Origin of the sequence: Faecalitalea cylindroides, from assembly GCF_028321995.1 — a bacterium.
Taxonomy (GTDB): domain Bacteria; phylum Bacillota_I; class Bacilli_A; order Erysipelotrichales; family Erysipelotrichaceae; genus Faecalitalea; species Faecalitalea cylindroides.
Genome location: NZ_JAQLXG010000006.1, coordinates 1 through 26,957 on the forward strand (window position 1 = coordinate 1; position 26,957 = coordinate 26,957).

Consider the following 26,957-nt stretch of genomic DNA (forward strand, 5'->3'; position numbering starts at 1 on the left):
GAAGTTAAGCACTTCATCGGCGAAAATAGTTGGGCCTGCCCCTGCGAAGATAGCTTGCCGCCGGGTCCCTTTTTTTTGCCTTTTTTTTGTATCTTTCGTTTGATATACTATTTTTTAGAAAGACAGATTTAAATAGAATGGAGAATCAATGATGCAGGAAAAAATGCAAGATCTGATTATTGAACAAATAGAAAATGATGACTTAGAAAATGCTGAACACAGCATTCAAGAATATTGTTTTGAATATGGTAAGGATGAGTTTTACTATATGGCTTCAAGTGACGTTTTATTGGCTAATGAAGAGTATGACTATGTTATTGAGTTAATGAACGATGCTCTTGAAGATGGTATAGAAAATGACATTGTATATGAACGTTTGGGAGATGCGTATTTTGGTTTACAGGATTTTGAAAACGCAATCCAGAATTTTAAACAGTGTCATTTAGAACAGGATGATCCGAATTTAATGCATACAATTTATATGATTGGTCTTTCTTATTTCCATTTACAGGATTATGATCATGCGATTTCTTATTTTGAAGATGTATTATTAGAAAATGAAACTCCGGAAGTCTTGTATAACTGTGCAGTTTCTTATTTATGTATCGGTAAAGTATCGCGTGCTATGGATTATTTTGAAAAGCTTTTAGATAATGATTATTTGATCGAGCCTATCTGTCAGGAATTAATTTTTGCGAATTGTTTTGACGAGGCTGATCAGATTGCACAGAAGACAAACATAATTTCTAGTGCTTCTTTAAGTCGTATTAAAGCAGATTATTTATTTACCAATAACCGACTAGACGAGGCTTTACCATATATCTTAGAGGCACTAAAAGAAATCAATAGCGATGCACTTAAATACAATCTTGCCTCTATTTATGAAAAAAACAATGATTTTGATAACGCAAATATCTTATTTCATGAAATCATAGAGAATTATGAATTAAAGGATGATGAACCTTTTGATTTTGTTCTGGCACATACGGAAGCACTAAAACATTTAAATATTTCAAATATTCAGTATTTGCGCTGTTTGGAATCTTATGTGCAAGATAACTGTGGTGCTTTTACTCTACTATTAAAATTTGCCTTGGATCATGATTTAGACGATTACCAAGATTATTTGCTAAATGATGTAAATCATGCTGAACCGGAGAGTGATTCAGAATATATCTTTTATATGATGATCTTATTGGATATACATTTGAAACATAAAAGATATGAGATGGTTGTTGATATATTTGATCATATTCCTAAAGAGTATCAAACTTATTTTCTTACGCATAAGCTAAAAGCTTTATATCAATTGGAAGATTATGAAGGTGTTATTGGGATGTATGATGATGTGATGCCGGATGGCTATAATGCGATCATCATCTTAAAGGCTTGTTTAAAACTTGAAAGATATTCTGTTTCCAATCGTTTATTTAATGATATGTTACAAGTCGATCCTGAAAAAGTAGAAGGCAAAAAAATATTCTGGGAGTATGTAGTAGATCATGTGGATTCTAGCTTTAATCTCGAATAAATTTTGTATTATGTAGGAAAAATGCTAAAATCTATAACAGGGGGCTGACATGAAAGTTCGTCATTGGATCTATTTTATCGCAGGATTTTTGGTTTTCTGGTTGATATTATCGTGTCTGATCAACAATATTTATATACTTCCTTCACCATTTATGGTGATAGAAATCATGATCAAACTTTTATTTGCGACCAGCTTTTATAGTTCTGTATTCATGAGCGTATTTCGTGCTGTGCTTTCTGTTATTGTTTCGTTTATAGTCGCAGTACTTATTGCGATCATTTCTTTAAGGAAACATTTCATATCTAGTTTATTGGAAAAAACAATATTGATCTTACGTTCGATTCCGAATGTGACTTATGTGATCTTATTGTTATTTTGGGTTTCTAGAGAAACTATGGTATTTATAGTTTCCTTCTTATTGTTGTTTCCGATCATTTATCAAAATATCTTTGAGTCTTTAAAAGAACAGGAAAATCTGTGGCATGATGTTTTGATGATCTATCCGCAAAGTATGTATGTGACGGTTACACGAATTTATATTCCATTAATGAAATCAGCTGTAGTATCCAGCTTGATCAGTGCAAGCTCTTTAGCTTTTAAAGTAGGCGTTATGGCAGAAATACTTGGACAAGTTCAAACGGGTATTGGTCGGCAGATTCAGTTGGCAAGATTGGATATAGATCTAGCCAGTGTTATGGCATGGACGATTTGGTTGATTCTCATCGTATTTGTATTTGATGCGTTAATAAAGAAATTGTTACATTTGATCACTAGATAAGGGGGATATAATGCCTTTAGTCAGTATTTTGATACCTGTATATAATGTTGAGCGTTATCTATCACGTTGTTTAGATTCACTAGTTGCGCAGACTTATAAAGATATTGAAATCATTATCATCAATGATGGATCGACGGACAATTCTAGAGATATAGCGTTGTTGTATTCAAAACGCTTTAACAATATATATGTATATGATTATGAAAATGCCGGGATTTCCACAACCCGAAATCGCGCTTTAGATAAAGCTCATGGTGACTATGTGATGTTTGTTGACAGTGATGATTTTCTAACACGTAGAGCAATTGAAAAAATGATGGATGTCGTTCAAAGGGAACACTGTGATATCGTTGCTTGTGGATATGTGATGGATTTTGGCTTGTTTCCATTATTTAGAAAAGTTGCACCTAAAAAGACCATGACAAGTTTAGAAGCTTTACATAATATGGTATCTAATAAAGGTGTCAATAATTATCCCTGGGCAAAATTGTTTTCTAGGAAATGTTTTGACAATGTTCGCTTTCCTTCCGGTACTAGAGGATTTGAGGATACACGCACGATTTTTAAGGCATTCCATAATGCGAAAAAAGTGTGCACGATTCCAAATCGATATTACCATTATGTTCAAAGAAGGGGGTCTTTGACCAACCATATGGATCTTGATACTGTATATGATATGCGTAAAGCGTATGAATATCAGGAAGCTTATTTGCATAAATTATATCCAGATGAAAAGTTCTCTTTTGATTCAAATTATTATAATTCTGATATGGTAATACTCTATACGTTGATTTTCTTCTATTCTAAAAAAGATAACCCGGTTTATATTCCTGCCAATATTGACTGGAAAAAGATCAATCCGATATTGTGTGTCGCTTATCGTATCTGGTTATCGATTGCACGCTTCAAATTAGGATGGTCTTATGATAGACAATTGGAGAATAAACAATGAAAGTACGATTAGCTACGATAGAAGATATGCCTGTGCTATTAGAAATTTATCAAAGAGCACGGGCTTTCATGATGCAGGCAGGCAATCCAAACCAATGGCCAGAAGGCCATCCATCAAAAGATGAGCTTTTAGAGGAAATGCGACAAGATCGTTTTTATGTGCTTGAAAGTGAAGGTATCATTCAGGCAAGTTTTGTATATTATCAAGGAATTGATCCATGTTACAAGATTATTTATGATGGTGAATGGCTAAATGATGAGCCATATGCAGTTTTACATAAGGTTGCTACCAGAGGCTTAAAAAGACACATGGGAGAAGAAATCTTAAATTATGCATTCAAACACAATAAAAATGTGCGTATAGATACGCATGAGGACAATATTCCTATGCAGAATTTATTGACTCGACATGGTTTTAAACACGTTGGCACGATCATTTTAAAAAATGGTGAACCAAGATGGGCATATCATTGGTGCAAGGATTGTAATTTTTCATAATTTTAGGTAAACTAGTAGCGTTTGAAGGAGAATATATATGGCATTTGAATCGTTAAGTGAACGCTTGAATAAAGCGATAAAGAATATTTCCGGGCAGGGAAAACTGACTGAAAAAAATATGAATGAAATGCTGAAGGAAGTGCGCCTGTCACTTTTGGAAGCGGATGTTAACTATAATGTTGTTAAAGAGTTTGTTGAGAATGTAAAAGAAAAAGCCTTAGGCCAGGAAGTCATGGATTCATTAAATCCTGGACAGATGGTCGTTAAGATCGTTCGCGATGAAATTCAAACGTTATTAGGTGAAGAAGACGCAAAGATCAACTTTAAAAAACAAGGTATTACAACGTTGATGATGGTTGGTCTTCAAGGTACAGGTAAGACAACAGCATCTGCCAAGATCGCACGCTACTGCAAGCAAAAGCTGGCAAAAAGAGTTTTGTTAGTTGCATGTGACGTAGTCAGACCGGCAGCTATTGAACAGTTACAGACATTAGGTAAGAGTATTGATATTGAAGTATTTACACTAGGTGCCCAAACGCCAGCGGTTGAAACAGCTCGTCAGGCAATGCGCTATGCAGCGGATCGACAAAAAGATCTTGTGATCTTTGATACGGCAGGTCGTTTACATATTGATGATGAATTGATGAACGAGTTGTCTGAGATGAAAGAACTCGTTAAACCGGATGATATCTTATTGACAGTGGATGCAATGACAGGTCAGGATATTGTTACGGTTGCCAAAGAATTCAATGAACGTTTATCCATTACAGGCTTGGTTGTAACAAAGATGGATGGCGATGCTCGTGGAGGTGGACTGCTATCTGTTCGTAGCATTACCAATGTTCCTGTATTATTTGTTTCCAGTGGTGAAAAGGTAGAAGACCTTGAGGAATTCCATCCAGATCGTATGGCGGATCGAATTCTGGGCATGGGAGATATCGTTACCCTTGTTGAACAGGCACAGGAAAAACTGGATATGGAAGTTCAACAAAAGACGGCCAAACGTATGCAGCAGGGTGTCTTTACCTTCAACGATCTTTTGGATCAGTTTGGTCAGATCCAGAAAATGGGATCGATGCAGAATATGTTAAAGATGATCCCGGGAATGGGCAAGATGGTCAACAAGGTCGATGATGACCAGGTTAATGACTCTATGAAGAAAAATAAAGCCATTATCTTGTCTATGACACCTTTTGAACGAGAAAATCCTTCCTGCTTAAAGGCATCAAGAAAAAATCGTATTGCCAAAGGTGCCGGTGTCAAGGTGATGGATGTTAATAAATTGATCAATCAATTGGAACAAATGCAGATGCTTACAAAAGTCATGAACGGCGGAAGGATGCCCAATATGAATGCTCTAAGCAATATGCAAAGAGGTGCTGGAATGCCAGGCATGTCCAAACATACAGGAAGCAAAAAACAAAAGAAGTCAAAAAAGAAAAAGAAGAAATAACCTACAGAATGTTCTATGCGAACATTCTTTTTCTTTTTTTTAAGAAACAGAGTAATTTGTGCTATCATTTAATTATGAAAACGCTTAAAATCAGTTACATATTCCTCATTCTTCCTTTGATCCTTGGAATCATTGGGTTAACAGAAGCACAAATTCCAATGTCGGATGCACTTTTCTATTCTTTTAGCATGTACTTTGTTGCCTATGAAGGACCTGCCTATAACTATTATGTTGAAGCGGCAAGATGGTTAGCACCAATTATGACATTTAGCAGTGTTTTGATGTTCTTTTCATATTATCGTCAACGTATTTATAATTATATAAAATATCAAAGAAATGATAGTGTTGTACTATATGGAAACGCTGAATTATGCAGTATTATAAAACAATCACTAAATAACCCAATTATTGAAACAGAAGATTTTGAATTTGTAAAAGCACATCGATATATCTTATGTGGAGCTGAAGAAGAGAATCTTTTGTTTTATGAAAACCATAAAGAAAAATTAAGGGATAAGAAAGTTTATATTCAATGTGAAACACTACGTTCTCAACTCATATCGAATGATAATGTTAAATTATTTAATATGAATGAAATTAGTGCTAGACTATATTGGAATAAATTTGATATTAAAAAAATTTTAGCGAATATTAAAGATGCACATATTGTATTGATCGGATTTGGGAATTTAGGAAAAGAAATAATTCTGCAAGCTTTACAGAATAACATCTTTGACCCTGGCCAGCATATTACATATGATGTGTTTGGAGAAGAAGAACATTTTACTTCAATTTATTCGAGCTTAGCTAATATTTCTGATACTGTTGTATTTTATGATCATTGGGAGTCACATTTAGATCTTATCAACAAAGCTGACGTGGTTATTGTCTGCGAACAAAATAATCAGTTATCTATTATTCAAACTTTATTGATGCAGACAACGATAAATGAAATCGAAGTCTTTGCCGATAACCCTTCAATCTATGATTTATTATCAGAACAAAATCGACTCAATATTTTTGATTTTAAACAATTAGCTCTAACAAAAGAGAATATCTTTAATGAGAGAACTCTTGATGTAGCAAAAAGATTGAATTTAAGATATGCACATCTTTATAACAATGTTGAAGAAAATGAAGTGAATAAAGAGCTTGAATGGAATAAATTAGATACATTCACAAAATACTCGAATATCAGCAGTACAGATTATCACGTTACGCGTTTAAAGCTTATCCAAGATTGGGATTTAAATAATCTGACTGATGAACGGATTGATTACTTGGCACACTTGGAACATATACGTTGGAGTCGATATCATTACCTATCAAATTGGAAGTATGGAATTCCGGCAAATGGCAAAAATAAAGATTCTAAACAAAAAATACATATTGATTTGATTCCATATGAAAAACTCTCGAAAGTGGAAAAAGATAAAGATCGCGATACAGTTAAATTATTATTAGAATTTAAATAAGGAGGTGTGAAAATGGAACAAACAGAAGCTAAAGAAATTTATCAAATGGGTGTAGAAGCTCTAAATGATTGCGATTATAGAATGGCTGGAGCTTATTTTAAAAATGCTGCAAAAATGAATTATAAGCCAGCTATTGCGGCATTGGAAAAATTGATACTTGAAGGAAAGTACAAAAATGTACAATCAAAACAAACTTTGAGTTCGAACACAGAATCAAAAGAATTGTTTGAAAAAGGTGTTGATTATTATAATGGCAGAAATAATACAAAAATTGATTATGTAAAAGCATTTGAATGCTTTTTATCCTCTTCAATAGATGGATATTCATCCGCTATGAATTGGCTTGGATATTGTTATGAATATGGTAAAGGAACCAAAAAGAATCTAGATTCTGCTTTTGGATGGTATGAAAAAGCAGCAAATGAAAATGTTGCAAATGCAATTTATCATTTAGGAAGATTATATTATGATGGGAAAGGAGTTCAACAAGATTACAATAAGGCTTTTGGTTTATTTAAAAAAGCTTGTGACTTAAGAGAAAGTCTAGCTTACGAGTATTTAGCAGATTGTTATTTTTACGGACAAGGTACAAAGATCAATTATGAAAAAGCACTCCAGTTTTATTTAAAAGTAAAGCCTAGAGGAGTTATTGAATACCAAATTGGATGTATCTATGCACGTGGTTTAAGCACTGGTTCTGATTATCCTAAGGCGGCTGAACACTTTCAAAAAGGTGTTGATTTTGGTCATGCCTCTAGTATGAACAATTTAGGTGCTTTGTATTATAATGGGGAAGGCGTTCAAAAAGATTACAATAAAGCTTTTGAACTGTTTAAAAAAGCATCGGATTTAGGTGATACCACAGCGCATGGTTGGTTAGCGGATTGTTATTATTATGGTAATGGTGCAAAAAAAGATTATCAAAAAGCACTTCAACTTTATCTAAAAGGAAATCTTTATGGATATACGCAAAGTCAAATTGGACGAATCTATGAAAGTGGACAAGGGGTCAAGAAAAATTTAACAGAGGCTTTGAATTGGTATAAAAAAGCTAATGAATCAGGAAAAGATTGCAAAGCAGATATTGAACGTATAAACAATCTTTTAAACAAGAAGCCAGAGAATAAATCGATTGATAAGGCTAAGGTAGAGACAAAAGCCAATTCAAATAAACCAATTAAGGCATATGAAGGAGATAAACCTTATATCTTTGTGAGTTATTCTCATACCGATAGCAAGGTAGTAAAAGAAGTTTTACAAATGCTAATAAATCAAGGGTATCGCATTTGGTTTGATGAAGGAATCAGGGCAGGATCATCATGGACTGAAAATTTAATGAATCATATAAAAAATGCATCACATTTTATATTCTTTCTTTCTAGACATTCAATTAATTCAAAATATTGCTTAAAGGAATTGAGATTTGCAGATAGAAGAAATAAGATCATTATTCCGATTTGTATAGAAAATGTGAATGTTTCAGATGAAATTGATTTTTTATTAGGTGAAGTACAAATGCTTTTTAAAAACAGTTTAGAAAAAGAAGAGTTTATGGAAAAGTTTAATAGCTCAAATCATATTGAGATATGCAGCAGGTGATCAAGATGAAAATATTTTTAACTATTCTTTGTTGCTTATTTCTTTTTAGCGGATGTGCTAAACCACAAGAATCTTTGAAACAAGTTGATTCGAACATTCTAGATCAATACTCTATGGTTGAAAAGAAAGAAGATTCAATCTATTTGATTTCAGGAGCTAACAATAGTTATGTGGTTTTTTATAAAATGAATGTAGATCCAGAGAGTGTTAATATGGGAATCAAAGATAAAGAATATTCAATTTCTTTTAATACGGGTGATAAAATAGATACTCTTGTATATGAACTGAATTTTAAACGTTCTGAAGATTCAAAATTGATCTTAATAGAAGATGGTCATGAAGTTTCTTTTGAAACTGTGATACTGTCAAGCAAAAATACTTGACACTTTAAATAAGGCATGGTATTCTATACGAGCTTAAAGAAAAGGAAGGTTAAGAAAATGGTAAAATTACGTTTAAAAAGAATGGGTAAAAAGGGACGTCCTTTCTACCGTATCGTAGCAGCTGATTCACGTAGTCCTCGTGATGGACGTATCATTGAAGAAGTTGGTACATATAATCCAATTGCTACTGAAAATCAGGTAACTTTGAACAAAGAAGTTGCTATGAAATGGTTGAACAATGGAGCTAAACCAACTGATACTGTTCGTGCTATCTTGTCAAAAGAAGGCATCATGAAAGAATTTCATGAAGCTAAAATGTCAAAATAATGGTAGATTTAGAAAAAACACTTTTAGATCTTTGTACACCACTTGTTGATGATAAGAATTCTTTATCGGTAAAGACAATGTCATCAACAAATGAAAACGAAGTCTTATTATACGTGTATGCGAACAGTGAAGATGTAGCTCGTCTAATTGGACGTAAAGGTTCAATGGCAAGCAGTATACGTCAGATGATGTCAATTGCTGCAAGAGAAACTCATAAGCGAGTTTCTGTGAAGTTTGAAGCTTATTAGGATGTGTGATCGCACATCCTAATTTTTTTAAGGGAGGTAGAACATGCTTAGGGTAGCAACGATCATTAATACGCATGGTCTTAAAGGCGAATGCAAATTATACATTCATACAGATCAACCCCAGGAGCGCTTTAAAAAAGGAAATATTCTCTATCTGCAGGATGGTACGGAATTAGAAGTAATCAGCTATCGTGAGCAGAAAGGGTTTGGCTATTGTAAGTTTGTTGATGTTGATACAATAGAAAAAGCTGAAGCTTTAAAGACCAAAGAAGTGTTCATCAAAAAATCAGACCTTTTAAAGAGTGAAGATGAGTATTATTACTATGAACTGGTTGATTGCAAAGTGTTTAATGAACAAGAGGAATATCTTGGCAAAGTCAGCGATATCTTGGAAACAGGAGCGAATCTGGTTCTGCGTATTCAAGATGGGAAAAAGAGCTTTTTACTTCCTTTTGTAGATGCTTTTTTGATTGATGTAGATATCGAACAAAAAAAGATCACGATCAAAGAAATGGAAGGCTTGCGATGAAAATCAGTATTCTAACATTATTTCCAGAATATTTTGAACCTTTATGGAATACCAGCATCATCAAAAGAGCTAAAGAAAAAGATCTTTTTGAATACGAAGTGATCGATTTTCGAAAATTTACACAGGAAAAGCATGGCCATGTGGATGATACACCTTATGGTGGAGGTGCTGGTATGGTTTTGATGTGTCAACCGATACTGGATGCTTTAAAGAGCATACGTACGGAGGATAGCACTGTGATCTTATTGACTCCACAGGGTCAGACTTTTAATCAATCCAGGGCAAAAGAGCTTTCCTTAAAGGATCATTTGATCTTTATCTGTGGTCATTATGAAGGTTTTGATGAAAGAATTCGTGATTATGTTGATATTCAAATGTCTTTGGGAGATTTTGTCTTGACTGGTGGCGAATCGGCCTGTGTAGTTATGTGTGATGCCATTCTTCGTTTATTGCCAGGAGTCATTCGTCAGGATAGTTGGCAGGATGATTCATTCTCTAATGGTTTACTGGAATATCCTCAATATACAAAACCAGTGGAATATGATGGAAAAAGAGTACCGGATGTATTATTGAGTGGACATCATGCCAATATCGCAAAATGGCGCCATCAAAAAGCTTTAGAGAATACATACTATCATCGTAAAGATTTATTAAACGAATATCCATTGACAAAAGAAGACAAAGATTTCTTAGATTCTTTATTGCCTAAAGAATAAAGATGTGATATCATATTCTAGCATTTATGCACGATCTGTTCCGCTGGCAGTTATTTTTGCGAATGAACAATATGATCGAACGAGATACAGGAGGAAAGAAAGATGAATTTAAATCTAGTTAACGAAATTACAAAATCTCAGTTAAAAACAGATATTCCTGAATTCCGTTCAGGAAGTACCGTACGAGTTCACGTTAAAATTATCGAAGGTGGAAAATCTCGTATCCAGGTTTTCGAAGGTGTTGTAATCGAACGTACAGGTGGAGGAATCGCAGAATCATTCACAGTTCGTAAGATTTCTAACCAGATCGGTGTAGAACGTAAATTCCCATTACACTCACCAATCATTGAAAAAATTGAAGTAGTTCGTCACGGTAAAGTTCGTCGTAACAAGTTACATTACTTACGCGGACGTTCTGGTAAAGCTGCTCGTTTAAAAGAAGTTCGTTAATTAGGCTGGATTATATATCCAGCTTTTTTTAAAATTGTGTATAATAAGGGTGTATTTAATTAAAGGGGTAGATGTTGATGGAAAAACTAAAGAAAAGTTCTTCATTTCGTTACAATGAAGAAGATGAAAGAACACTGCTAGAGGATATACTGGATTTTTTGAAGATTTTTGTGATCGGAACGGTCCTGATTTTGTTGTTTATTAATTTTATCGCACATCCAGTAACGGTTTATGGTAAGAGCATGGATCCAACACTGAAGAATGGAGAGATTGGATTTACGAATATTATTGGAACATTATTGACTGAACCAGAACGTGGGGAGGTTGTCGTGGTAAGAATGACAGATCCCGATACACAGGAAACAAGTCATTGGGTAAAACGTATCATTGGTATGCCAAACGAAACAATTGAATGTATCAATGAACAAATCTATATCAATGGCGAAGTCTTGGATGAAAGTGAATATATTGATGAAAATTATAAACAAAGCATGATCGATCAATTTGGATATTTTAATATGGATTTTGGTCCGATTACTTTAGGAGAAGATGAGTATTTTGTGATGGGAGACAACCGCCCATATTCAAAAGATTCTCGCGATACTTCAGTGGGTCCTGTTCATAAAGATCAGATTTTTGGCAAAAATGTGATCGTTATCTTTCCATTAAGCGAAATGGGTGTTAAGTAGGAGAGACTATGCAGAATTCAAAAAAAATACAATGGTTTCCAGGACATATGACAAAGGCTGCCAGGCAGATGGAAGAAAACTTGAAGAAAGTCGATTTTGTCATCGAGATCCGTGATGCCAGGATACCAGATTCGAGTCGAAATCCTATGCTGGATGGCATCATTCATACAAAACCTAGATTGATCATTTTGTCTAAAAAAGACAAAGCAGATCCTAAATTAACCAAAGAGTGGATCACGTATTTAGAAAAAGACAATGTACGTGTCATTGCCTTGGATTTAGTACATGAGAATTATAAAGCAGCTATTGTACAGGCTTCTAAAACTTTGTGTGCTTCTTTTATAGAAAAACAAAAACGCCGCGGAATCAAGCCCAGGGCTTTACGTGCCATGGTGTGCGGGATCCCTAATGTTGGTAAGTCAACTATGATCAATACTTTGGCTAAGAGAAAAGCGGCCAAAACAGCAGATAAGCCAGGAGTTACAAAAAGTCTACAATGGATCAAATTGGATAAAGATCTTGAGCTTTTGGATACACCAGGGGTATTATGGCCTAAATTTGATGACCAGCAGATTGGTTTAAAGCTTGCATTGTTGGGATCGATTCGTGATGAGGTCGTAACCATGGATGAGTTAGCAATGTTTGCGATTGAATGGTTGATGGAAAATAATCCTTCTTCTTTGATTGAAACCTATGGAATCGAAATTCAAGACACACCATGGCATACATTAGAACAAGTTGCGATCAAGCGAGGATATCTTCAAAAAGGACAGATTGATGAGAATCGATTGATGAATTCGTTTGTCAAAGATATGCGTGAAAATAAATGTGGGCTGATTACCTGGGAGAAACCCAATGTTGGATAGGCCAATTGATTTTGATCATTGGGATCTACATCAAGATGTTCTAGGCATTGATGAAGCCGGACGTGGTCCGATTGCCGGTCCATTGGTCGTAGCTGGTGTCTGTTTTGAAAAGGGATTTACAAATGAGATGATCGATGATTCCAAAAAGCTGACGGAGAAAAAAAGAGAAGCTTTATTCTCTTTGATCACCAATGAGGCTTTGTGGTATCAAATACTGGTCATTGAAGAAAAGATCATCGATAAAAAGAATATCTATCGCACAACGCAGGAGGCAATGTTGGAAATAGCACATAATGCACCTGTTGATATCGTTTTAAGTGATGCCATGCCTTTACCATCGCTGGACAAGGAATGGGAATCGGTTATAAAAGGAGATCAAAAGTCTTTATCGATTGCAGCTGCCAGCATCTTGGCAAAAGTTACACGAGATCGATATATGAAAAAGCTGGATGAGCTGTATCCTATGTATGGATTTAGTAAACATAAAGGATATCCAACTAAGGCACATATAGAGGCATTAAATACATATGGTGTCTTAGACTGCCATAGAAGAAGTTATGGGCCTGTGCAAAAAATGTTGGAAATTAAACTTTTTTAGGAACTTTTTGTTCCTTTTTCTTTTTGCGGTGTAATAGAAAGTATGAATGAAATGAGAAAAGCTATTTTGTATTATGCCATAAAATATCAAGGTGATTGGAATAAGATCGGACAAGCGATACGATCAAAAGAAAGTTTTCAGGAAATTAAGATTTCTGAGTCATATGTCACGATCGTAGATGAAGCCTATCCTTTATCGTTTCGACAACTTCGCTTTCCACCATGGATCATCTTTTATAGAGGTAATTATGATCTATTGAAAAAAAGATGTGTGGGAATCGTTGGAGCAAGAAACTGCAGTCAAAAGGCTATAGAAAATGCGACTCTTGTCAGTCAGCGCTTAAAACAACGTTACTGCATCGTATCGGGTTTGGCAAAAGGAATTGATGCGGCAAGTCATTGGGCAAGTTTAGACAAGGATACAATAGGGATCATTGGCTGTGGTATTGATCGAATTTATCCGTATGTGAATAAAGAGCTGTTTTTAAAGATGTATGCCACACAACTTGTGATCAGTGAATATCCACCTGGGGTTGCTCCATATGCCAGAAATTTTCCTTGGAGAAATCGTTTGATTGCGGCTTTAAGCGAGTCCTTGATCGTGATCGAAGCTACGATCAAAAGTGGAACGATGTTAACGGTGAATGAGATGTTGGAACTTTCGAAACCGGTCTATTGTTTACCAACAGCTTTTAATGATGTAAGGTATCAAGGATGTAATTATTTAATTAGTCAGGGAGCAAATATTTTGTCAAGTGAAAAGGAATTAGAATATCTTTAGGAATTGACAAATCAATTTTTTTATTGTTTTATAGAGCGTGAACATTGGAGGGAGTTTTACGAAGATGAAAAAGAATTTAGTTATCGTTGAGTCTCCATCAAAATCTAAAACGATTGAAAAATATCTTGGAAAAGATTACAAGGTCGTTTCCAGCAAAGGTCATATTTGTGATTTGGCCACAAGTGGAAAAGAAGGGTTAGGAATTGATGTAGATCACGATTTTGAACCTACATATAAAATAAGTAAAGAGAAAAAAGACGTAGTAAAAGAGTTAAAAGAACTGACAAAGAAAGCCAAAGATGTATATCTGGCCAGTGACCCGGACCGTGAAGGGGAGGCAATCGCATGGCATTTAGCTAGAGTTCTTGATTTAGATATCGACACGACAAAGCGTATCGTGTTTCATGAAGTAACCAAACCAGCTATCCTTGAAGCCATGGAACATCCAAAGCATATTGATATGGATTTGGTAAGAAGTCAGGAAACAAGACGAATGTTAGACCGTATCATTGGATTTAAATTGAGCAAGTTATTACAAAACAAGATTCGTTCAAAATCAGCTGGACGTGTACAGTCTGTAGCACTTAAGTTGATCGTAGAAAGAGAAAATGAAATCAAGGCGTTCAAATCGGAAGAGTATTGGAGCGTTCATGCCAATCTGAAAAAAGGGACACAGAGTTTTGAAGCAACTTTGTCTAAAGTAGATGGTAAAAAACCAAAACTAAAGAATGAGCAACAGGCTAGTGAAATTGTCGAACGATCAAAAGGTGATTTTATTGCAACTTCAATCACAAAACGCTCAAAGAAAAAACAGCCTAAGCTTCCTTTTACAACATCAACAATGCAGCAGGAAGCAAGTACCAAATTAGGATTTGGAGCTAGAAAGACCATGAGCATTGCCCAGAAGATGTATGAAGGTATTGATTTAGGAGGACAGATGCAAGGTCTTATCACATATATGCGTTCAGATTCTACGCGTCTTTCTGATTTGTTTGTCAAAGATACGTTGGCTTATATCCAAGACGAATATGGAAAAGAATATGTTGGTAAGGCGCATACCAAAAATAAAGCCAATACGCAGGATGCCCATGAAGCCATTCGTCCTACGGATATCAAAAATACGCCTGAAAGTATCAAACAATATTTGACCAATGATCAATATCGTTTGTATTCTTTGATCTATGCCAGAACATTGGCATCTTTAATGAAAGAGGCAAGCTTTAATGTTACTACAATTACATTTGAAGTGGATGGTTTGCAGTATAGCGCAAGTGGACAGACAATGGCTTTTGATGGATATACAAAAGTTTATAAGAAATATGAAAAGCAAACAGATGAACTCTTGCCGGAAATTGAAGAGAATGAAGTGTTCCATGATGTGGTTGTAGAACCAAAGCAGCACTTCACAGAACCACCGGCTCGTTATACAGAAGCTAGATTGATCAAAGAATTAGAAGAAAAATCAATCGGTCGACCTAGTACATATGCAACGATCATAGATACTTTGCAAAAACGAGGATATGCAACACTTGAGAAAACTTCTGAAACCAGCAAGACCAAGGTGTTTGTTCTAACAAAGCAGGGAATGTTGACAGATGAAAAACTGGGGCAGTATTTTTCCGATGTGATCAATGTTGAATATACGGCGGATATGGAAAAGACCTTGGATGAAATTGCGGAAGGAAAACAAGATTCAATTGCATATATGCATCAATTCTATGATAAATTTGCTCCTATCGTTGAAGATGCGTATTCAAAAATGCCAAAGATGGAATTAGAAAAAGTTGGAAGAACCTGCCCTTCTTGTGGAGGCGATCTAGTTTATAGAAACGGACGTTATGGCAAGTTTATTTCGTGCATCAATTTTCCTTCCTGCCGTTATACTGAAAATGATGAAGCAGAGCAGGAGAATGCAGATCCAAATCAAGAAGAAAAGATCTGTCCAAATTGTGGCAGCAAGATGATCATAAAAAAAGGTCGTTATGGGCCTTTCTGGGCTTGTTCAAACTATCCAGAGTGTAAGACGATACAGCCTTTAAAAGAAAAGGCAAAACCAGAACCAACAGGAGAGATGTGTCCAGAATGTGGTCATGAACTGGTTAAACGTAAATCGCGCTATGGTACAACTTTTATAGGTTGTTCAAATTATCCAAAATGTCGTTATATTAAAAAAGAACCGAAGGAAAAGAAATAATGGAAAAACAAGTTACGATCATTGGAGCCGGCCTTGCTGGATGTGAGGCGGCTTATCAATGTGCAAAACGAGGAATAAAAGTTAATTTGATTGAGATGCGACCTAAAAAATATCCGCCAGCATTTCATACAGATTTATTTGGAGAACTAGTATGTTCGAATTCATTGCGTTCCAATTCTTTGAACAATGCAGTGGGAATCTTAAAAGAAGAGTTGCGATTATTGGATTCACTGATCATAAAAGCTGCGGATGCGACCAGCGTTCCTGCAGGAAGTGCTTTGGCTGTAGATAGAGAAAGTTTTTCGCACTATATTACGGATACGATTCGAAATCATGAAAATATTACTGTCATCAATGAAGAAATCACAGAGATCCCTGAAGGGCCATGCATCATTGCGACCGGCCCTTTGACAAGTGATGATTTAGCTAAGGCCATTTGTGAGTATCTTCATACCGGTACGCTTCATTTTTATGATGCAGCTGCTCCAATTGTGGAAAAAGACAGTATCGATTTTAATAAAGCTTATTATAAGTCTCGCTATGATAAAGGAGAGGCTAGTTATATCAATTGTCCGATGGATGCACAAGAGTTTGAACAGTTTTATGATGCCTTGATCCATGCCCAATGTGCACATTTACATGATTTTGAAGATGAGAAGTATTTTGAAGGATGTATGCCAATTGAAGAAATGGCAAAACGAGGCAAGAAAACATTATTGTTTGGGCCTTTGAAACCAGTCGGTTTACAAAAAGATGAAAATCATCATCCTGTTGCGGTCGTACAGTTGCGTCAGGATAATGTTGCAGCTTCTATGTACAATATTGTTGGCTTTCAAACCCATCTAACATGGCCGGAACAAAGAAGAGTATTCTCCTTGATTCCTGGTTTGGAAAATTTAAAGATTACTCGTTATGGTGTCATGCATCGAAATTCTTATTTATCGAGTCCAACTTGTTTAAAAGAAACATACCAAACACAAATTCGTGAGGATCTGTTCTTTGCCGGGCAGATCACAGGTGTTGAAGGATATGTAGAATCTTGTGCAAGTGGGATGATTGCCGGGGTCAACATGGCTCGTTATTTAAATGATAAAGAACCAATTATCTTTGGAAATACATGTGTGATGGGTTCTCAGGCATATTATGTGACTCATTGTGATCCAAAACATTTCCAGCCAATGAACGCCAATTTTGGCATCATGCATTTGAATGAGAAATGTAGAAAACATGAACGTAAAGAGAAATTATGCAATCAGGCACTCGAGCGCATCAAAACGATACAGGGGCTTTTAGATGAATGAGTTGATTGAACGATTTCTACAATATATATATCGTAGAAATTCCCAGTCTGAAAAAACCGTTGATGCTTATAAAAGGGATTTAACTCAATTTAAAGAATATCTTGAAAGTCAGGGGATCACAAATTTTGAAGATGTAGATCGTCTGACTTTTATGAATTTTTTGATGGAGCTAAGAGTTTTACCGGATGGAACATCGGCTAAAAATTCAACGATTGCTCGTAAGATTTCTACATATCGATCATTCTATCGTTACCTGAATGAATATATCGGAATCAATGCCAACCCGCTTTCTTCAATCAAGACGCCTAAAAATAAAAGAAAAATTCCAGATTTCTTATTTCTTTCAGAGATAGAAAATTTTTTAGACACATATGATGAAAATGACCCGATTGAGTTTCGGGATAAGACCATGTTTACTATGATGTATGCCTGTGGTCTTCGTGTTAGCGAACTGGTTAATTTGAAATGGCAGGATGTTGATCTGAATCAAAGGTGTGTACGCATCCTGGGAAAAGGAAATAAAGAAAGAATCGTACCTTTTTTCAAAGGATTTGAAAAAGAACTGAAGAAATATCGTCTTGTATATTATGAAAAATATGAAAAAGGCGATAATCATGTATTCATTTCACAAAAAGGAAAAGGACTGACTTCAAGAGGCGTTCAGTTTTTAATGAAAAAACATGCAGTAAATATAGGAATGGACATGGATGTGCATCCGCATATGTTTCGTCATAGCTTCGCGACGCATTTGTTGGATAATGGTGCCGATATTCGTGTTGTCCAGGAACTTTTAGGGCATGCTTCTTTATCAACGACCCAGATTTATACGCATGTCTCGACCAAACAGCTCAAAGATGTGTATCAGAAGGCACATCCTTTGGCAAAACAATGATATTTTTACTTGAATAGTCGATATTGACTTGTTATAATCTAATAGCGCGAAAATGCGCGAATACACACATCATGGATTCGTTTGCCCGTGCATCAAAGATGTTGCATTCGTTTGAAATGGTGGAGGAGTAACGGAAAGGAAGGACTATTATGTCAATTGTATCAATGAGAAAAATGTTAGAGAATGGTGTACATTTCGGACATCAGACTCGCCGTTGGAACCCTAAGATGAAACCATACATCTACACAAGCCGTAACGGGGTTTACATCGTGGATCTGAACAAAACTCAGGCTCAGATCGAAGCAGCTTACCAGGAATTAAAACGTATTAGCGAAGAAGGCGGAAAAGTATTATTCGTCGGAACTAAAAAACAGGCTGCAGACACTATCGAAGAACAGGCTTTACGTTCAGGATCATTCTACGTTAACAAACGTTGGTTAGGTGGTTTATTAACAAACTTCCGTACGATCCAGAAACGTGTTAAACGTCTAGTTGAAATTGAAGAAATGGAAGCTAGCGGGAAAATCGAAGTATATACTAAAAAAGAACAAGCTAACTTGCGTAAAGAAAAAGCTAAACTTGAATCAAGTTTAGGTGGTATCAAAGAAATGAAGAAACTTCCAGATGCTATCGTTGTAGTTGACCCTAAAGAAGAACACAACGCAATCGCGGAAGCTAAAAAACTTGGTATCCCAGTATTCGCAATGTTGGATACGAACTGTGACCCAGATGATGCAGATTATCCAATCGCTTCTAACGATGATGCAAATCGTTCAGTTAAATTAGTTATCACATTGTTGGCTGATGCTATCGTTGATGCTAAGAGCGGATTGTTAGAACTTGCTTATTTGGATGAAACAGAAGATGACGTAACAATGGAAGACGTTATCAAAAATGTTGAACAGCAGATTGCTGAAAATGAAAGACGTCGTCGTCAGCGTAATGAAGAACGTCGTAAACGTAACTTCGAACGTAAAAACCGTCGTTTCAACAAACCTGCAAAAGAAGAAGAAAAACCAGCTGAAAAACCAGCTGAATAAAAAAATCATAGGAGGAAAAGAAAATGATTACTGCATCTCAAGTTAAAGAATTACGTGAAAAAACTGGTGCGGGGATGATGGACTGTAAAAAAGCTTTGACTGAATGTGACGGAGACATGGCAAAAGCTGTTGACTGGCTTCGTGAAAAAGGTATCAGCAAGGCTGCTAAAAAAGAAGGTCGTATCGCTGCTGAAGGTTTAACTCGTGTTGCAACAAAAGGAAATACAGGTATCTTGTTTGAAGTTAACTCTGAAACAGACTTTGTTGCGAAAAACGAACAATTTTTACATTTATTAGATGTAATCCAGAATGCTATTTTGGATACTAAGGCTGCTGACGTAGATGCAGTTCTTACAACATCTACTCCAGAAGGAACAATCGCTGATTTGATCACAAATGCTACAGCTACAATCGGAGAAAAAATCACTTTCCGTCGTGTTTCTGTAGTTGAAAAAGCAGATGATGAATTCTTCGGAAGCTATATGCACATGGGTGGAAAAATTTCTGCACTTGTTGTATTAAAAGGTGAAACAAACGAAACTGTTGCTAAAAATATCGCAATGCAGGTTGCTTCTATGGCTCCTACTTATGTATCTCAGAGTGATATTCCAGGTGATGTAGTTGAACATGAACGTGAACTACAGTTGCAGATGATGAAAGCTGATCCTAAGATGGCTGGAAAACCAGAAAAAGTTCTTCAGGGTATCTTAAAAGGAAAAGTTGACAAACACTTCAAAGATCAGTGCTTATTAGATCAGGAATTCTTCTTGGATCCTAAGATGAAAGTTGCTAATTTCTTAAAAGACAACAAAGTTGAACTAGTATCTTTCGTACGTTTCCAAACTGGTGAAGGTATTGAAAAACGCGAAGAAAACTTTGCTGAAGAAGTAATGTCACAAATCAAGGGTTAATCATAACCCTTTTTTTATTGAGTCAATCTTTTTTTCAGATAAAAGATAGTGTATAATCTTAATGATGAAATCTTCAAAGGAGTACAAAATAATATGTATAAGAGAGTGTTATTAAAATTGAGTGGTGAGGCTTTATCTGGCAATGGACAGCCTTTTGATCCAGAGGTTTTAAAATCTTTGGCGGCAGAATTAAAAGATGTTCATGAGCTTGGTGTCGATCTTGCAATCGTTGTTGGTGGAGGTAACTTCATTCGTGGCAAGATGATGGCTGAAATGGGTATGAATCGAGCTCAGGCAGATTACATGGGTATGCTAGGAACAGTAATCAACGCTTTAGCTGTTCAAAATGCTTTAGAGCAGGCTGGTGTTCCTACTCGTGTGCAAACAGCTGTTGAAATGCAAAAGGTTGCAGAACCATTTATCTTACGTCGTGCTATTCGTCATTTGGAAAAAGGACGTATTGTTATTTTTGGTGCCGGAACTGGTTCACCATATTTCAGCACAGACACAACGGCTGCGTTACGAGCAAGTGAAATTGATGCCGATGTGATCTTAATGGCAAAGAATGGTGTCGATGGTGTATATGACAGTGACCCTAAGAAAAATCCAGAAGCTAAAAAGTTCAACTCTTTACATTATATGGATGTTTTAAACAAAGGACTTCAAGTAATGGACTCTACAGCTATTAGCATGTGTATGGATAATGATATCGACCTTGTTGTCTTCAACATGAACGAAAAAGGCAACATATTAAAAGCTGTTAAGCAGGAAGTTACAGGAACATTGATTTCAAAATAATTTTAGAACAGGAGATTTAAAATGAGTGATAATTTAATTAAAGCTGAAGAAAGAATGTTAAAGGCTATTGAAAACTTAGAAAGTAATTTAAAAACGATTCGTACAGGACGTGCAAGTTCACAAATCTTAGAACGTGTTCAAGTTGACTATTATGGATCTATGATGCCAATTAATCAGTTATCTTCTATTCAAGTTGTAGAAGGAACACAATTGGTCGTAAAACCTTATGATCGCAGTATTATCAAATCTGTAGGGCATGCGATTCAGGCTGCAAACCTTGGATTAAATCCACAGGTAGAAGCGGATGTTATTCGTATTCTAGTTCCTCAATTAACACAAGAGCGTCGTGAACAGTTGGCAAAAGATGCACAGAAATATGGTGAAGAAGCTAAAGTTGCGATTCGTAACATCCGCCGTGATGCTAACGATGCTACAAAGAAAAATAAAGAATTAACGGAAGATGATCGTAAGGCTGAATTAGAAGATTCACAGAAATTAACTGACGATTATATCAAACAAGTTGAACAAATCGTAAATGAAAAGAAAAAAGAAATCTTGAATGTCTAAACCCAATCTTGATTGGGTTTTTTTAAGAAGGGAGCTTTTTAGATGAACGACAATATTCCTCAAACTATTGCAATCATTATGGATGGCAATGGAAGATGGGCAAAACAAAGAGGATTGCCAAGAACAGCAGGTCATAAACAAGGTGCGGATACGATTCGAACCGTGGCTTTGGCGGCAAATGAATTAGGTGTAAAAAAACTGATCCTATATGCTTTTTCAACGGAAAACTGGAAACGTCCGGAAGATGAAGTCGGATATTTATGTAAATTACCAGGCCTGTTCTTTAATAAATATATCAGGGAACTAATGGAAAAAAATATTCGCGTTACTTTTGCCGGTGAGTTAGAAAGATTCCCTTCAGATACACAAAAAGTGATAAATCGTGCAGTGAATGATACATCACATAATACAGGATTAGAACTTTGTCTTGCAATCAACTATGGTTCAAGAAGAGAAATATTGTTAGGCATACAAAAATATGCGGATGAAGTAAAAAATGGAAGAAAAAATAATCTAACAGAGGAAGATTTTAGTCAATATTTATTCGTTCCAGAAGATATAGATTTAATGATTCGTACAAGTGGTGAAGTTAGGATCTCAAATTTCTTATTATGGCAACTTGCATATTCGGAATTGATCTTTACACCTGTTGCCTGGCCAGACTTCAATAAAGAAGAGTTGGTCAAGTGCATTGAAGAATTTAAGCACAGGGATCGTAGATTTGGAGGGTTGACAAAATGAAGACTCGAGTAATGACTGCATTAGCCATCATCTTGGTTGTCGCCTTGCCAGTTGCCTTTGGAGGCTGGTTGCTTGAGCTATTGGCTCTATTCATCTTGTTGTCAACGGCTTTTGAATGGATGCATGTTCGACGTGATTTTAATTCATGGCCGGTATATGTATACCCACTTACGGTTGTCTTAGTGATCTTGACGCGTTTTATCCCTGAGCATTACACATATATTATTTATGCTTTAGGGGTTTGTTTCTTCTTTGCCCTTCCGGTATTTGTTGAGAATTTTTCGTTGCCGGATAGCTATTACTGCTTAACGTATTTTATCTTATTTTCTTTGATCTATCACGCTATTGGATACTTGGTGGCTGAGTATATGTATCTTTGGACCATTGTATTTGCAACATATGGTTCTGATACAGGTGCTTGGTTTGTTGGAAGCTATTTTGGCAAGCATAAGATGAACCCAAGAATTTCTCCAAAGAAGAGCTGGGAAGGTTTTTTTGGTGGAATTGTTTTTGGATTTCTGTTAAGCTTAATAGTAAGTTTCCTATATGCGGATTCATTGAATGGTTATTTAAATACATTATTATGCTGTCTATGTCCAGTTGTAGCGGAATTAGGAGACTTGTGTTTTAGCGCAATTAAGCGAAGCAATAAAGTAAAAGACTTTTCAAATCTACTTCCAGGTCATGGAGGTGTATTGGATCGAGTCGATTCTTTGATGATGAATATTTTATTGTTTGGAATCTTACATGTATTGTTGATCGTATAAGGAGTTGATGAAATGAGTATACTCGGTATCATTGCATTTATCGTATTATTGAGTGTAATTATAGTAGTGCATGAACTGGGACATATGCTTGTCGCAAAACATTTTGGTGTTTACTGTCATGAGTTTTCTCTGGGAATGGGTCCTGTACTTTATCAGAAGAAAGGGAAAGAGACTACGTATTCCATTCGTGCTATCCCTTTTGGGGGCTATGTGTTAATGGCAGGAGAAGAAGACGGATCACAAGATGATGAAACAGAATGGTTAAAAGAAGTTCCTGAAAATCGTAAATTAACTTCTAAACCAACATATCAGAAAGCTCTGGTTATGTTGGCTGGTGTTATAATGAACTTTTTATTGGCTTGGGTCATTTTTATTGGCATCTCATTGGCAAATGGATATCGACAATCGGATCCGTTACCAGTTGTATATGAAGTGATCGAGAATTCGCCAGCAAGTGAGGCAGGCTTGCAAAAAGATGATGAAATTATAAGCGCTAGAGCCGATGGTGAAGAAATCAAACCAGAAACACAGTATGACTTGTTAAAATTCGTACAGTTGCATCATGATACATTGGAAATAACCGTTTCACGTGATGGGCAGGAATTTGAGACGACGATTACACCGGAATATGATAAAGAATCGCAAGGGTATACTTTGGGCTATATTGTTGCAGCATATTTAGAACCAATTCCTTGGTATATGTCTTTTGTGGAAGGTACGAAGGATCTATGGGATTCAACTGTTGAAATTTACCAATCTCTTGGGCTTCTGTTATCTGGACAAGCTTTAGATCAATTATCTGGGCCAGTGGGAATTTTGAATGTTACTGCTAGAACAGCTGAGATGGGATTGAATGCATATCTTTCTTTGGTCGGCTTGATTTCAGTGAATGTTGGTATCTTTAACTTGATTCCTATACCAGCACTGGATGGTGGTCGAGTATTGGTCTTGTTGATTGAAAAGATACTTAGACGAAAGATCAATACAGCTTTGGTTGAGAATGTTATTATGATTAGTTTTGTTCTTTTACTAGGATTGATGATCTTTGCAACATACAATGATATTTTAAGATTAGTAGGTATGTAATTATGCCTACTTTTTTTACTTGTTGTGATAAAATACTTATATGGCAAAAATAAACAGAAAGAAACAAAGAAGAAATCTATTAATATTATTATGTGCTTTTCTATTGATCTTAGGTGTGTTTGTAAAGGTAGTATTTATGATTGTGGATACTTTATTTGTAAGTGAACAAAAAGTTGGGGAGAAGCAGGAATCAAAAAAGGAAAATAAATTATCCAAAGAAGATTACACAAAATATGTAGTCGATGAATTAGGGAATGTTCCAGTTATGATGTATCATGGCATCCATAATATACCAAGTAATGAAACAGGTTATGTTGGCGGAAATGTAGATGTAGACGGATATCAAAGAACAGCCGAAGCTTTTCGTCAAGATTTACAATTCTATTATGATAATGGCTATCGTATGATACGACTCAATGACTATATAAATGGAAATATAGATGTAGAAGCAGGTAAAAGTCCTATCTGTCTTACTTTTGATGATGGATTAGAAAACAATATTTTGGTCACAGGAACGGATAAAGAAGGAAATATTAATATAGATCCCAATTGTGCGGTCGGAATCTTAGAAAGTTTCAAAAAGAAATATCCTGACTTTAATGTAACAGCTACATTTTTTGTAAATGGAGGTCTATTTAGACAACCTGAATATAATGAACAGATTATAAAATGGTTAGTTGAAAATGGATATGATGTGGGCAATCATACTTATTCACATGTTGATTTTACTACGACAGATGGGCAGATAGCACAGCAGGAAGTTGGAAGTGTTTATGCTATGTTGGACGAAATCATTCCTGGACAATATGTGAATATCGTTGCTTTACCTTTTGGTTCACCATATAGTTATGATCACGAAATGATACCATATATTCAAAGTGGACTATATAAAGGCAAACAATATACAACTCAATCGATGTTACAGGTAGCTTGGGAGGCGGATTATTCTCCTTATAGTAATCAATTTAATCCAGCTTTTATTAAACGTATCCGAGCTTATGATAATAACGGTCAAGATTTTGATATAGAAATGAATTTTACTACATTGGAAACAACGAAGTATATATCTGATGGTGATCCTAATACAATTGTGATTCCAGCTAATAAACAGGATATGCTAGGGAATGTATACGATAAAAATGTTATCACGTATTAAACTAAGGAGGCTTGTTTATGACTTTTTCAAATTTAGGATTGAAACATAATCTATTCTATGCTAGAATAAACAAGCACTTAGGGGCATCGTCCAATGGTTAAGATAGCGGTCTCCAAAACCGTTGATGTGGGTTCGACTCCTACTGCCCCTGCCAGTAGTAATTATGACGAAATGTTACAAGATAACACTTCGTCTTTTTTTATTTCGAATGAATTAAAGCTTTTGTAACAAAATGGAACAAATTGTAAATACATGAGAGAAAATTGGTCTATAAATTGACTTATAAAAACTTATTATTTATAATCTAGGTGTTGTGTTTCTAGACACATTTAAAGGAGGCTCATATGTCTAGCCAAGTAGTAGTTGGAACCCAATGGGGCGATGAGGGTAAAGGAAAAATCGTCGATGTATTAGCAGAAAAAGCAGATATGATTGTCCGTTTCCAAGGTGGAGATAACGCAGGTCATACGGTTATCGTAAACGGCAAGAAGTATGTGTTGCATCTATTGCCAAGTGGCGTTCTTCATGAAGAAGCAACTTGTGTAATTGGACCAGGTGTTGTTTGTAACCCATTTGTTCTATTAGAAGAGATGCAGCAGCTTGAAGAAGGTGGATTAAAGTGTGATCATATCGTAATCAGCGATAGAGCACAAATGTTAATGCCATATCATCGTTATCAAGATCAACTTGAAGAAGAGGCTGCCAACAGTAAGATTGGAACGACTAAACGAGGAATTGGTCCTTGTTATGCAGATAAGTATGCACGCCGTGGAATTCGTTTCCATGAATTTATTAATTTTGAAACATTTAAAGTGCGTTTAAAAGAGTGTTTAGATTTTAAAAATAAGTTATTTACGGCGGTATATGGTGCAGAGCCTATGGATTATGATTCAATGGTTGCTGACTTTGAAAAAATTCATGATCGCATCGTACCAATGATCAAAGAAACGACAAGCATGGTCAATAAAGCTCTTGATGAAGATAAAACAGTTTTATTCGAGGGAGCACAGGCTTGTATGTTGGATATCAATTATGGAACATATCCATTTGTAACTTCCAGTTCACCAACCAGTGCAGGTGTAACGACCGGAGCAGGTGTAGCACCAAGTCGTTTACAAACGATTGTCGGTGTTGTTAAAGCTTATTCAACACGTGTTGGAGAAGGTCCATTTGTAACTGAATTATTAGATGAACAGGGAGCTTGGATTCGTGAACATGGTTTTGAATTTGGGGCAACAACAGGACGTCCTCGTCGCTGTGGATGGTTAGATCTATTGGTTGTAAAACATGCTGCCATGTTAAATGGTTTAACAGATATCGTATTGACAAAAATTGATGTTCTTTCGGGTTTGGATACGCTGAAAGTTTGCACTGGATATGAAATTGATGGAAAAGTCTATGATTATATTCCAAGTGATCAGGCAGATGTTGCGAAAGCGAAACCTGTTTATAAAGAATTTAAAGGTTGGAAGGAAGACATTTCTAAGATGTCTAGTGTTGACGAACTTCCAAAAGAATGTCTGGATTACATTAAATTTATTGAAGAATTCACAAATGTTCGAGTTTCTATGATTTCTGTGGGACCAGATCGTGTGAATAATATTTATGTTCATGATATAAAATAATTCATTTA

29 protein-coding genes and 1 tRNA gene are annotated in these 26,957 nt (G+C 35.7%); all 30 read left to right on the forward strand.

Going from position 1 to position 26,957, the window contains the following annotated elements; translation table 11 throughout:
• Positions 1 to 151: 151 nt before the first annotated feature.
• A complete protein-coding gene (locus PND65_RS04595; RefSeq protein ID WP_271990882.1) occupies positions 152 to 1,531 on the forward strand; it encodes a tetratricopeptide repeat protein in 1,380 nt (459 codons plus the stop codon).
• Positions 1,532 to 1,580: 49 nt separating this feature from the next.
• On the forward strand, positions 1,581 to 2,309 hold the full coding sequence (locus tag PND65_RS04600) for an ABC transporter permease (protein ID WP_204714978.1): 729 nt from the start codon (positions 1,581 to 1,583) through the stop codon (positions 2,307 to 2,309).
• Positions 2,310 to 2,319: 10 nt separating this feature from the next.
• On the forward strand, positions 2,320 to 3,261 hold the full coding sequence (locus PND65_RS04605; RefSeq protein ID WP_271990881.1) for a glycosyltransferase family 2 protein: 942 nt from the start codon (positions 2,320 to 2,322) through the stop codon (positions 3,259 to 3,261).
• Entirely contained in the window at positions 3,258 to 3,758 is a 501-nt protein-coding gene (locus tag PND65_RS04610) for a GNAT family N-acetyltransferase (RefSeq protein ID WP_087319779.1), read from the forward strand. Before PND65_RS04605 ends, PND65_RS04610 begins: the two co-directional genes overlap by 4 nt.
• A gap of 37 nt (positions 3,759 to 3,795) precedes the next feature.
• A complete protein-coding gene (gene ffh / locus PND65_RS04615) occupies positions 3,796 to 5,211 on the forward strand; it encodes a signal recognition particle protein (protein WP_195191787.1) in 1,416 nt (471 codons plus the stop codon).
• 74 nt (positions 5,212 to 5,285) lie between these two features.
• Positions 5,286 to 6,686, forward strand: a complete 1,401-nt coding sequence (locus PND65_RS04620; RefSeq protein WP_252830945.1) for a RyR domain-containing protein — start codon at positions 5,286 to 5,288, stop codon at positions 6,684 to 6,686.
• Between the two features lie 12 nt (positions 6,687 to 6,698).
• A complete protein-coding gene (locus PND65_RS04625; RefSeq protein WP_271990878.1) occupies positions 6,699 to 8,285 on the forward strand; it encodes a TIR domain-containing protein in 1,587 nt (528 codons plus the stop codon).
• 5 nt (positions 8,286 to 8,290) lie between these two features.
• Positions 8,291 to 8,668: a hypothetical protein gene (locus PND65_RS04630; protein ID WP_015535345.1), complete on the forward strand. Its 378-nt coding sequence runs from the start codon at positions 8,291 to 8,293 to the stop codon at positions 8,666 to 8,668.
• A 57-nt stretch (positions 8,669 to 8,725) separates the two neighbouring features.
• Positions 8,726 to 8,995: a 30S ribosomal protein S16 gene (gene rpsP, locus PND65_RS04635; protein WP_022355834.1), complete on the forward strand. Its 270-nt coding sequence runs from the start codon at positions 8,726 to 8,728 to the stop codon at positions 8,993 to 8,995.
• Complete coding sequence (locus tag PND65_RS04640) at positions 8,995 to 9,243, forward strand: KH domain-containing protein (RefSeq protein WP_015535709.1); 249 nt, start codon at positions 8,995 to 8,997, stop codon at positions 9,241 to 9,243. Before rpsP ends, PND65_RS04640 begins: the two co-directional genes overlap by 1 nt.
• 43 nt (positions 9,244 to 9,286) lie before the next feature.
• Positions 9,287 to 9,772, forward strand: a complete 486-nt coding sequence (rimM, locus tag PND65_RS04645; RefSeq protein WP_271990876.1) for a ribosome maturation factor RimM — start codon at positions 9,287 to 9,289, stop codon at positions 9,770 to 9,772.
• Positions 9,769 to 10,488 (forward strand): tRNA (guanosine(37)-N1)-methyltransferase TrmD, encoded by a 720-nt coding sequence (gene trmD, locus PND65_RS04650; RefSeq protein ID WP_022355832.1) that lies wholly within the window; start codon positions 9,769 to 9,771, stop codon positions 10,486 to 10,488. Before rimM ends, trmD begins: the two co-directional genes overlap by 4 nt.
• Before the next feature lie 102 nt (positions 10,489 to 10,590).
• Positions 10,591 to 10,938, forward strand: coding sequence for a 50S ribosomal protein L19 (gene rplS / locus PND65_RS04655; protein WP_022355831.1), 348 nt, complete (start codon positions 10,591 to 10,593; stop codon positions 10,936 to 10,938).
• Between the two features lie 77 nt (positions 10,939 to 11,015).
• Complete coding sequence (gene lepB / locus PND65_RS04660; RefSeq protein WP_271990875.1) at positions 11,016 to 11,627, forward strand: signal peptidase I; 612 nt, start codon at positions 11,016 to 11,018, stop codon at positions 11,625 to 11,627.
• An 8-nt stretch (positions 11,628 to 11,635) separates the two neighbouring features.
• Positions 11,636 to 12,493 (forward strand): ribosome biogenesis GTPase YlqF, encoded by an 858-nt coding sequence (gene ylqF / locus PND65_RS04665; RefSeq protein WP_271990873.1) that lies wholly within the window; start codon positions 11,636 to 11,638, stop codon positions 12,491 to 12,493.
• Positions 12,483 to 13,091, forward strand: a complete 609-nt coding sequence (locus tag PND65_RS04670; RefSeq protein ID WP_195295141.1) for a ribonuclease HII — start codon at positions 12,483 to 12,485, stop codon at positions 13,089 to 13,091. The genes ylqF and PND65_RS04670 overlap by 11 nt, the downstream gene beginning before the upstream one ends.
• 42 nt (positions 13,092 to 13,133) lie before the next feature.
• Positions 13,134 to 13,871: a DNA-processing protein DprA gene (locus PND65_RS04675; RefSeq protein ID WP_204714984.1), complete on the forward strand. Its 738-nt coding sequence runs from the start codon at positions 13,134 to 13,136 to the stop codon at positions 13,869 to 13,871.
• Between the two features lie 64 nt (positions 13,872 to 13,935).
• The gene (gene topA / locus PND65_RS04680; protein ID WP_271990871.1) at positions 13,936 to 16,065 is read left to right on the forward strand and encodes a type I DNA topoisomerase; all 2,130 of its coding nucleotides are present in this window, start codon (positions 13,936 to 13,938) and stop codon (positions 16,063 to 16,065) included.
• Positions 16,065 to 17,366, forward strand: a complete 1,302-nt coding sequence (trmFO, locus tag PND65_RS04685; RefSeq protein ID WP_271990869.1) for a methylenetetrahydrofolate--tRNA-(uracil(54)-C(5))-methyltransferase (FADH(2)-oxidizing) TrmFO — start codon at positions 16,065 to 16,067, stop codon at positions 17,364 to 17,366. Before topA ends, trmFO begins: the two co-directional genes overlap by 1 nt.
• A complete protein-coding gene (gene xerA, locus PND65_RS04690; protein WP_022355824.1) occupies positions 17,359 to 18,258 on the forward strand; it encodes a site-specific tyrosine recombinase/integron integrase in 900 nt (299 codons plus the stop codon). The genes trmFO and xerA overlap by 8 nt, the downstream gene beginning before the upstream one ends.
• A gap of 149 nt (positions 18,259 to 18,407) precedes the next feature.
• Positions 18,408 to 19,298, forward strand: coding sequence for a 30S ribosomal protein S2 (gene rpsB / locus PND65_RS04695; protein WP_022355823.1), 891 nt, complete (start codon positions 18,408 to 18,410; stop codon positions 19,296 to 19,298).
• Between the two features lie 23 nt (positions 19,299 to 19,321).
• Positions 19,322 to 20,209: a translation elongation factor Ts gene (gene tsf / locus PND65_RS04700; RefSeq protein WP_087319794.1), complete on the forward strand. Its 888-nt coding sequence runs from the start codon at positions 19,322 to 19,324 to the stop codon at positions 20,207 to 20,209.
• A gap of 93 nt (positions 20,210 to 20,302) precedes the next feature.
• Positions 20,303 to 21,007 (forward strand): UMP kinase, encoded by a 705-nt coding sequence (gene pyrH / locus PND65_RS04705; RefSeq protein WP_015535338.1) that lies wholly within the window; start codon positions 20,303 to 20,305, stop codon positions 21,005 to 21,007.
• A gap of 21 nt (positions 21,008 to 21,028) precedes the next feature.
• Positions 21,029 to 21,574 (forward strand): ribosome recycling factor, encoded by a 546-nt coding sequence (frr, locus tag PND65_RS04710; RefSeq protein WP_015535337.1) that lies wholly within the window; start codon positions 21,029 to 21,031, stop codon positions 21,572 to 21,574.
• A 42-nt stretch (positions 21,575 to 21,616) separates the two neighbouring features.
• Complete coding sequence (locus PND65_RS04715; RefSeq protein ID WP_087158676.1) at positions 21,617 to 22,315, forward strand: isoprenyl transferase; 699 nt, start codon at positions 21,617 to 21,619, stop codon at positions 22,313 to 22,315.
• Positions 22,312 to 23,082 carry a phosphatidate cytidylyltransferase gene (locus PND65_RS04720; protein ID WP_271990867.1) on the forward strand — a complete coding sequence of 257 codons (771 nt, stop codon included), beginning with the start codon at positions 22,312 to 22,314 and terminating at the stop codon, positions 23,080 to 23,082. The genes PND65_RS04715 and PND65_RS04720 overlap by 4 nt, the downstream gene beginning before the upstream one ends.
• A gap of 12 nt (positions 23,083 to 23,094) precedes the next feature.
• Positions 23,095 to 24,168, forward strand: a complete 1,074-nt coding sequence (gene rseP / locus PND65_RS04725; RefSeq protein WP_087158675.1) for an RIP metalloprotease RseP — start codon at positions 23,095 to 23,097, stop codon at positions 24,166 to 24,168.
• Positions 24,169 to 24,208: 40 nt separating this feature from the next.
• On the forward strand, positions 24,209 to 25,324 hold the full coding sequence (locus PND65_RS04730) for a polysaccharide deacetylase family protein (RefSeq protein ID WP_087158674.1): 1,116 nt from the start codon (positions 24,209 to 24,211) through the stop codon (positions 25,322 to 25,324).
• Between the two features lie 79 nt (positions 25,325 to 25,403).
• A tRNA-Trp gene (locus PND65_RS04735) sits at positions 25,404 to 25,478 on the forward strand.
• A gap of 190 nt (positions 25,479 to 25,668) precedes the next feature.
• Positions 25,669 to 26,949: an adenylosuccinate synthase gene (locus PND65_RS04740; RefSeq protein ID WP_271990864.1), complete on the forward strand. Its 1,281-nt coding sequence runs from the start codon at positions 25,669 to 25,671 to the stop codon at positions 26,947 to 26,949.
• The last annotated feature ends 8 nt before the right edge of the window (positions 26,950 to 26,957 follow it).

What these genes read in the sequence shown, in the direction of transcription:
- PND65_RS04595 (WP_271990882.1), top strand. Translation starts at nt 152, where the DNA reads ATGCAGGAAAAAATGCAAGATCTGATTATTGAACAAATAGAAAATGAT.
- PND65_RS04600 (WP_204714978.1), top strand. Translation starts at nt 1,581, where the DNA reads ATGAAAGTTCGTCATTGGATCTATTTTATCGCAGGATTTTTGGTTTTC.
- PND65_RS04605 (WP_271990881.1), top strand. Translation starts at nt 2,320, where the DNA reads ATGCCTTTAGTCAGTATTTTGATACCTGTATATAATGTTGAGCGTTAT.
- PND65_RS04610 (WP_087319779.1), top strand. Translation starts at nt 3,258, where the DNA reads ATGAAAGTACGATTAGCTACGATAGAAGATATGCCTGTGCTATTAGAA.
- ffh (WP_195191787.1), top strand. Translation starts at nt 3,796, where the DNA reads ATGGCATTTGAATCGTTAAGTGAACGCTTGAATAAAGCGATAAAGAAT.
- PND65_RS04620 (WP_252830945.1), top strand. Translation starts at nt 5,286, where the DNA reads ATGAAAACGCTTAAAATCAGTTACATATTCCTCATTCTTCCTTTGATC.
- PND65_RS04625 (WP_271990878.1), top strand. Translation starts at nt 6,699, where the DNA reads ATGGAACAAACAGAAGCTAAAGAAATTTATCAAATGGGTGTAGAAGCT.
- PND65_RS04630 (WP_015535345.1), top strand. Translation starts at nt 8,291, where the DNA reads ATGAAAATATTTTTAACTATTCTTTGTTGCTTATTTCTTTTTAGCGGA.
- rpsP (WP_022355834.1), top strand. Translation starts at nt 8,726, where the DNA reads ATGGTAAAATTACGTTTAAAAAGAATGGGTAAAAAGGGACGTCCTTTC.
- PND65_RS04640 (WP_015535709.1), top strand. Translation starts at nt 8,995, where the DNA reads ATGGTAGATTTAGAAAAAACACTTTTAGATCTTTGTACACCACTTGTT.
- rimM (WP_271990876.1), top strand. Translation starts at nt 9,287, where the DNA reads ATGCTTAGGGTAGCAACGATCATTAATACGCATGGTCTTAAAGGCGAA.
- trmD (WP_022355832.1), top strand. Translation starts at nt 9,769, where the DNA reads ATGAAAATCAGTATTCTAACATTATTTCCAGAATATTTTGAACCTTTA.
- rplS (WP_022355831.1), top strand. Translation starts at nt 10,591, where the DNA reads ATGAATTTAAATCTAGTTAACGAAATTACAAAATCTCAGTTAAAAACA.
- lepB (WP_271990875.1), top strand. Translation starts at nt 11,016, where the DNA reads ATGGAAAAACTAAAGAAAAGTTCTTCATTTCGTTACAATGAAGAAGAT.
- ylqF (WP_271990873.1), top strand. Translation starts at nt 11,636, where the DNA reads ATGCAGAATTCAAAAAAAATACAATGGTTTCCAGGACATATGACAAAG.
- PND65_RS04670 (WP_195295141.1), top strand. Translation starts at nt 12,483, where the DNA reads ATGTTGGATAGGCCAATTGATTTTGATCATTGGGATCTACATCAAGAT.
- PND65_RS04675 (WP_204714984.1), top strand. Translation starts at nt 13,134, where the DNA reads ATGAATGAAATGAGAAAAGCTATTTTGTATTATGCCATAAAATATCAA.
- topA (WP_271990871.1), top strand. Translation starts at nt 13,936, where the DNA reads ATGAAAAAGAATTTAGTTATCGTTGAGTCTCCATCAAAATCTAAAACG.
- trmFO (WP_271990869.1), top strand. Translation starts at nt 16,065, where the DNA reads ATGGAAAAACAAGTTACGATCATTGGAGCCGGCCTTGCTGGATGTGAG.
- xerA (WP_022355824.1), top strand. Translation starts at nt 17,359, where the DNA reads ATGAATGAGTTGATTGAACGATTTCTACAATATATATATCGTAGAAAT.
- rpsB (WP_022355823.1), top strand. Translation starts at nt 18,408, where the DNA reads ATGTCAATTGTATCAATGAGAAAAATGTTAGAGAATGGTGTACATTTC.
- tsf (WP_087319794.1), top strand. Translation starts at nt 19,322, where the DNA reads ATGATTACTGCATCTCAAGTTAAAGAATTACGTGAAAAAACTGGTGCG.
- pyrH (WP_015535338.1), top strand. Translation starts at nt 20,303, where the DNA reads ATGTATAAGAGAGTGTTATTAAAATTGAGTGGTGAGGCTTTATCTGGC.
- frr (WP_015535337.1), top strand. Translation starts at nt 21,029, where the DNA reads ATGAGTGATAATTTAATTAAAGCTGAAGAAAGAATGTTAAAGGCTATT.
- PND65_RS04715 (WP_087158676.1), top strand. Translation starts at nt 21,617, where the DNA reads ATGAACGACAATATTCCTCAAACTATTGCAATCATTATGGATGGCAAT.
- PND65_RS04720 (WP_271990867.1), top strand. Translation starts at nt 22,312, where the DNA reads ATGAAGACTCGAGTAATGACTGCATTAGCCATCATCTTGGTTGTCGCC.
- rseP (WP_087158675.1), top strand. Translation starts at nt 23,095, where the DNA reads ATGAGTATACTCGGTATCATTGCATTTATCGTATTATTGAGTGTAATT.
- PND65_RS04730 (WP_087158674.1), top strand. Translation starts at nt 24,209, where the DNA reads ATGGCAAAAATAAACAGAAAGAAACAAAGAAGAAATCTATTAATATTA.
- PND65_RS04740 (WP_271990864.1), top strand. Translation starts at nt 25,669, where the DNA reads ATGTCTAGCCAAGTAGTAGTTGGAACCCAATGGGGCGATGAGGGTAAA.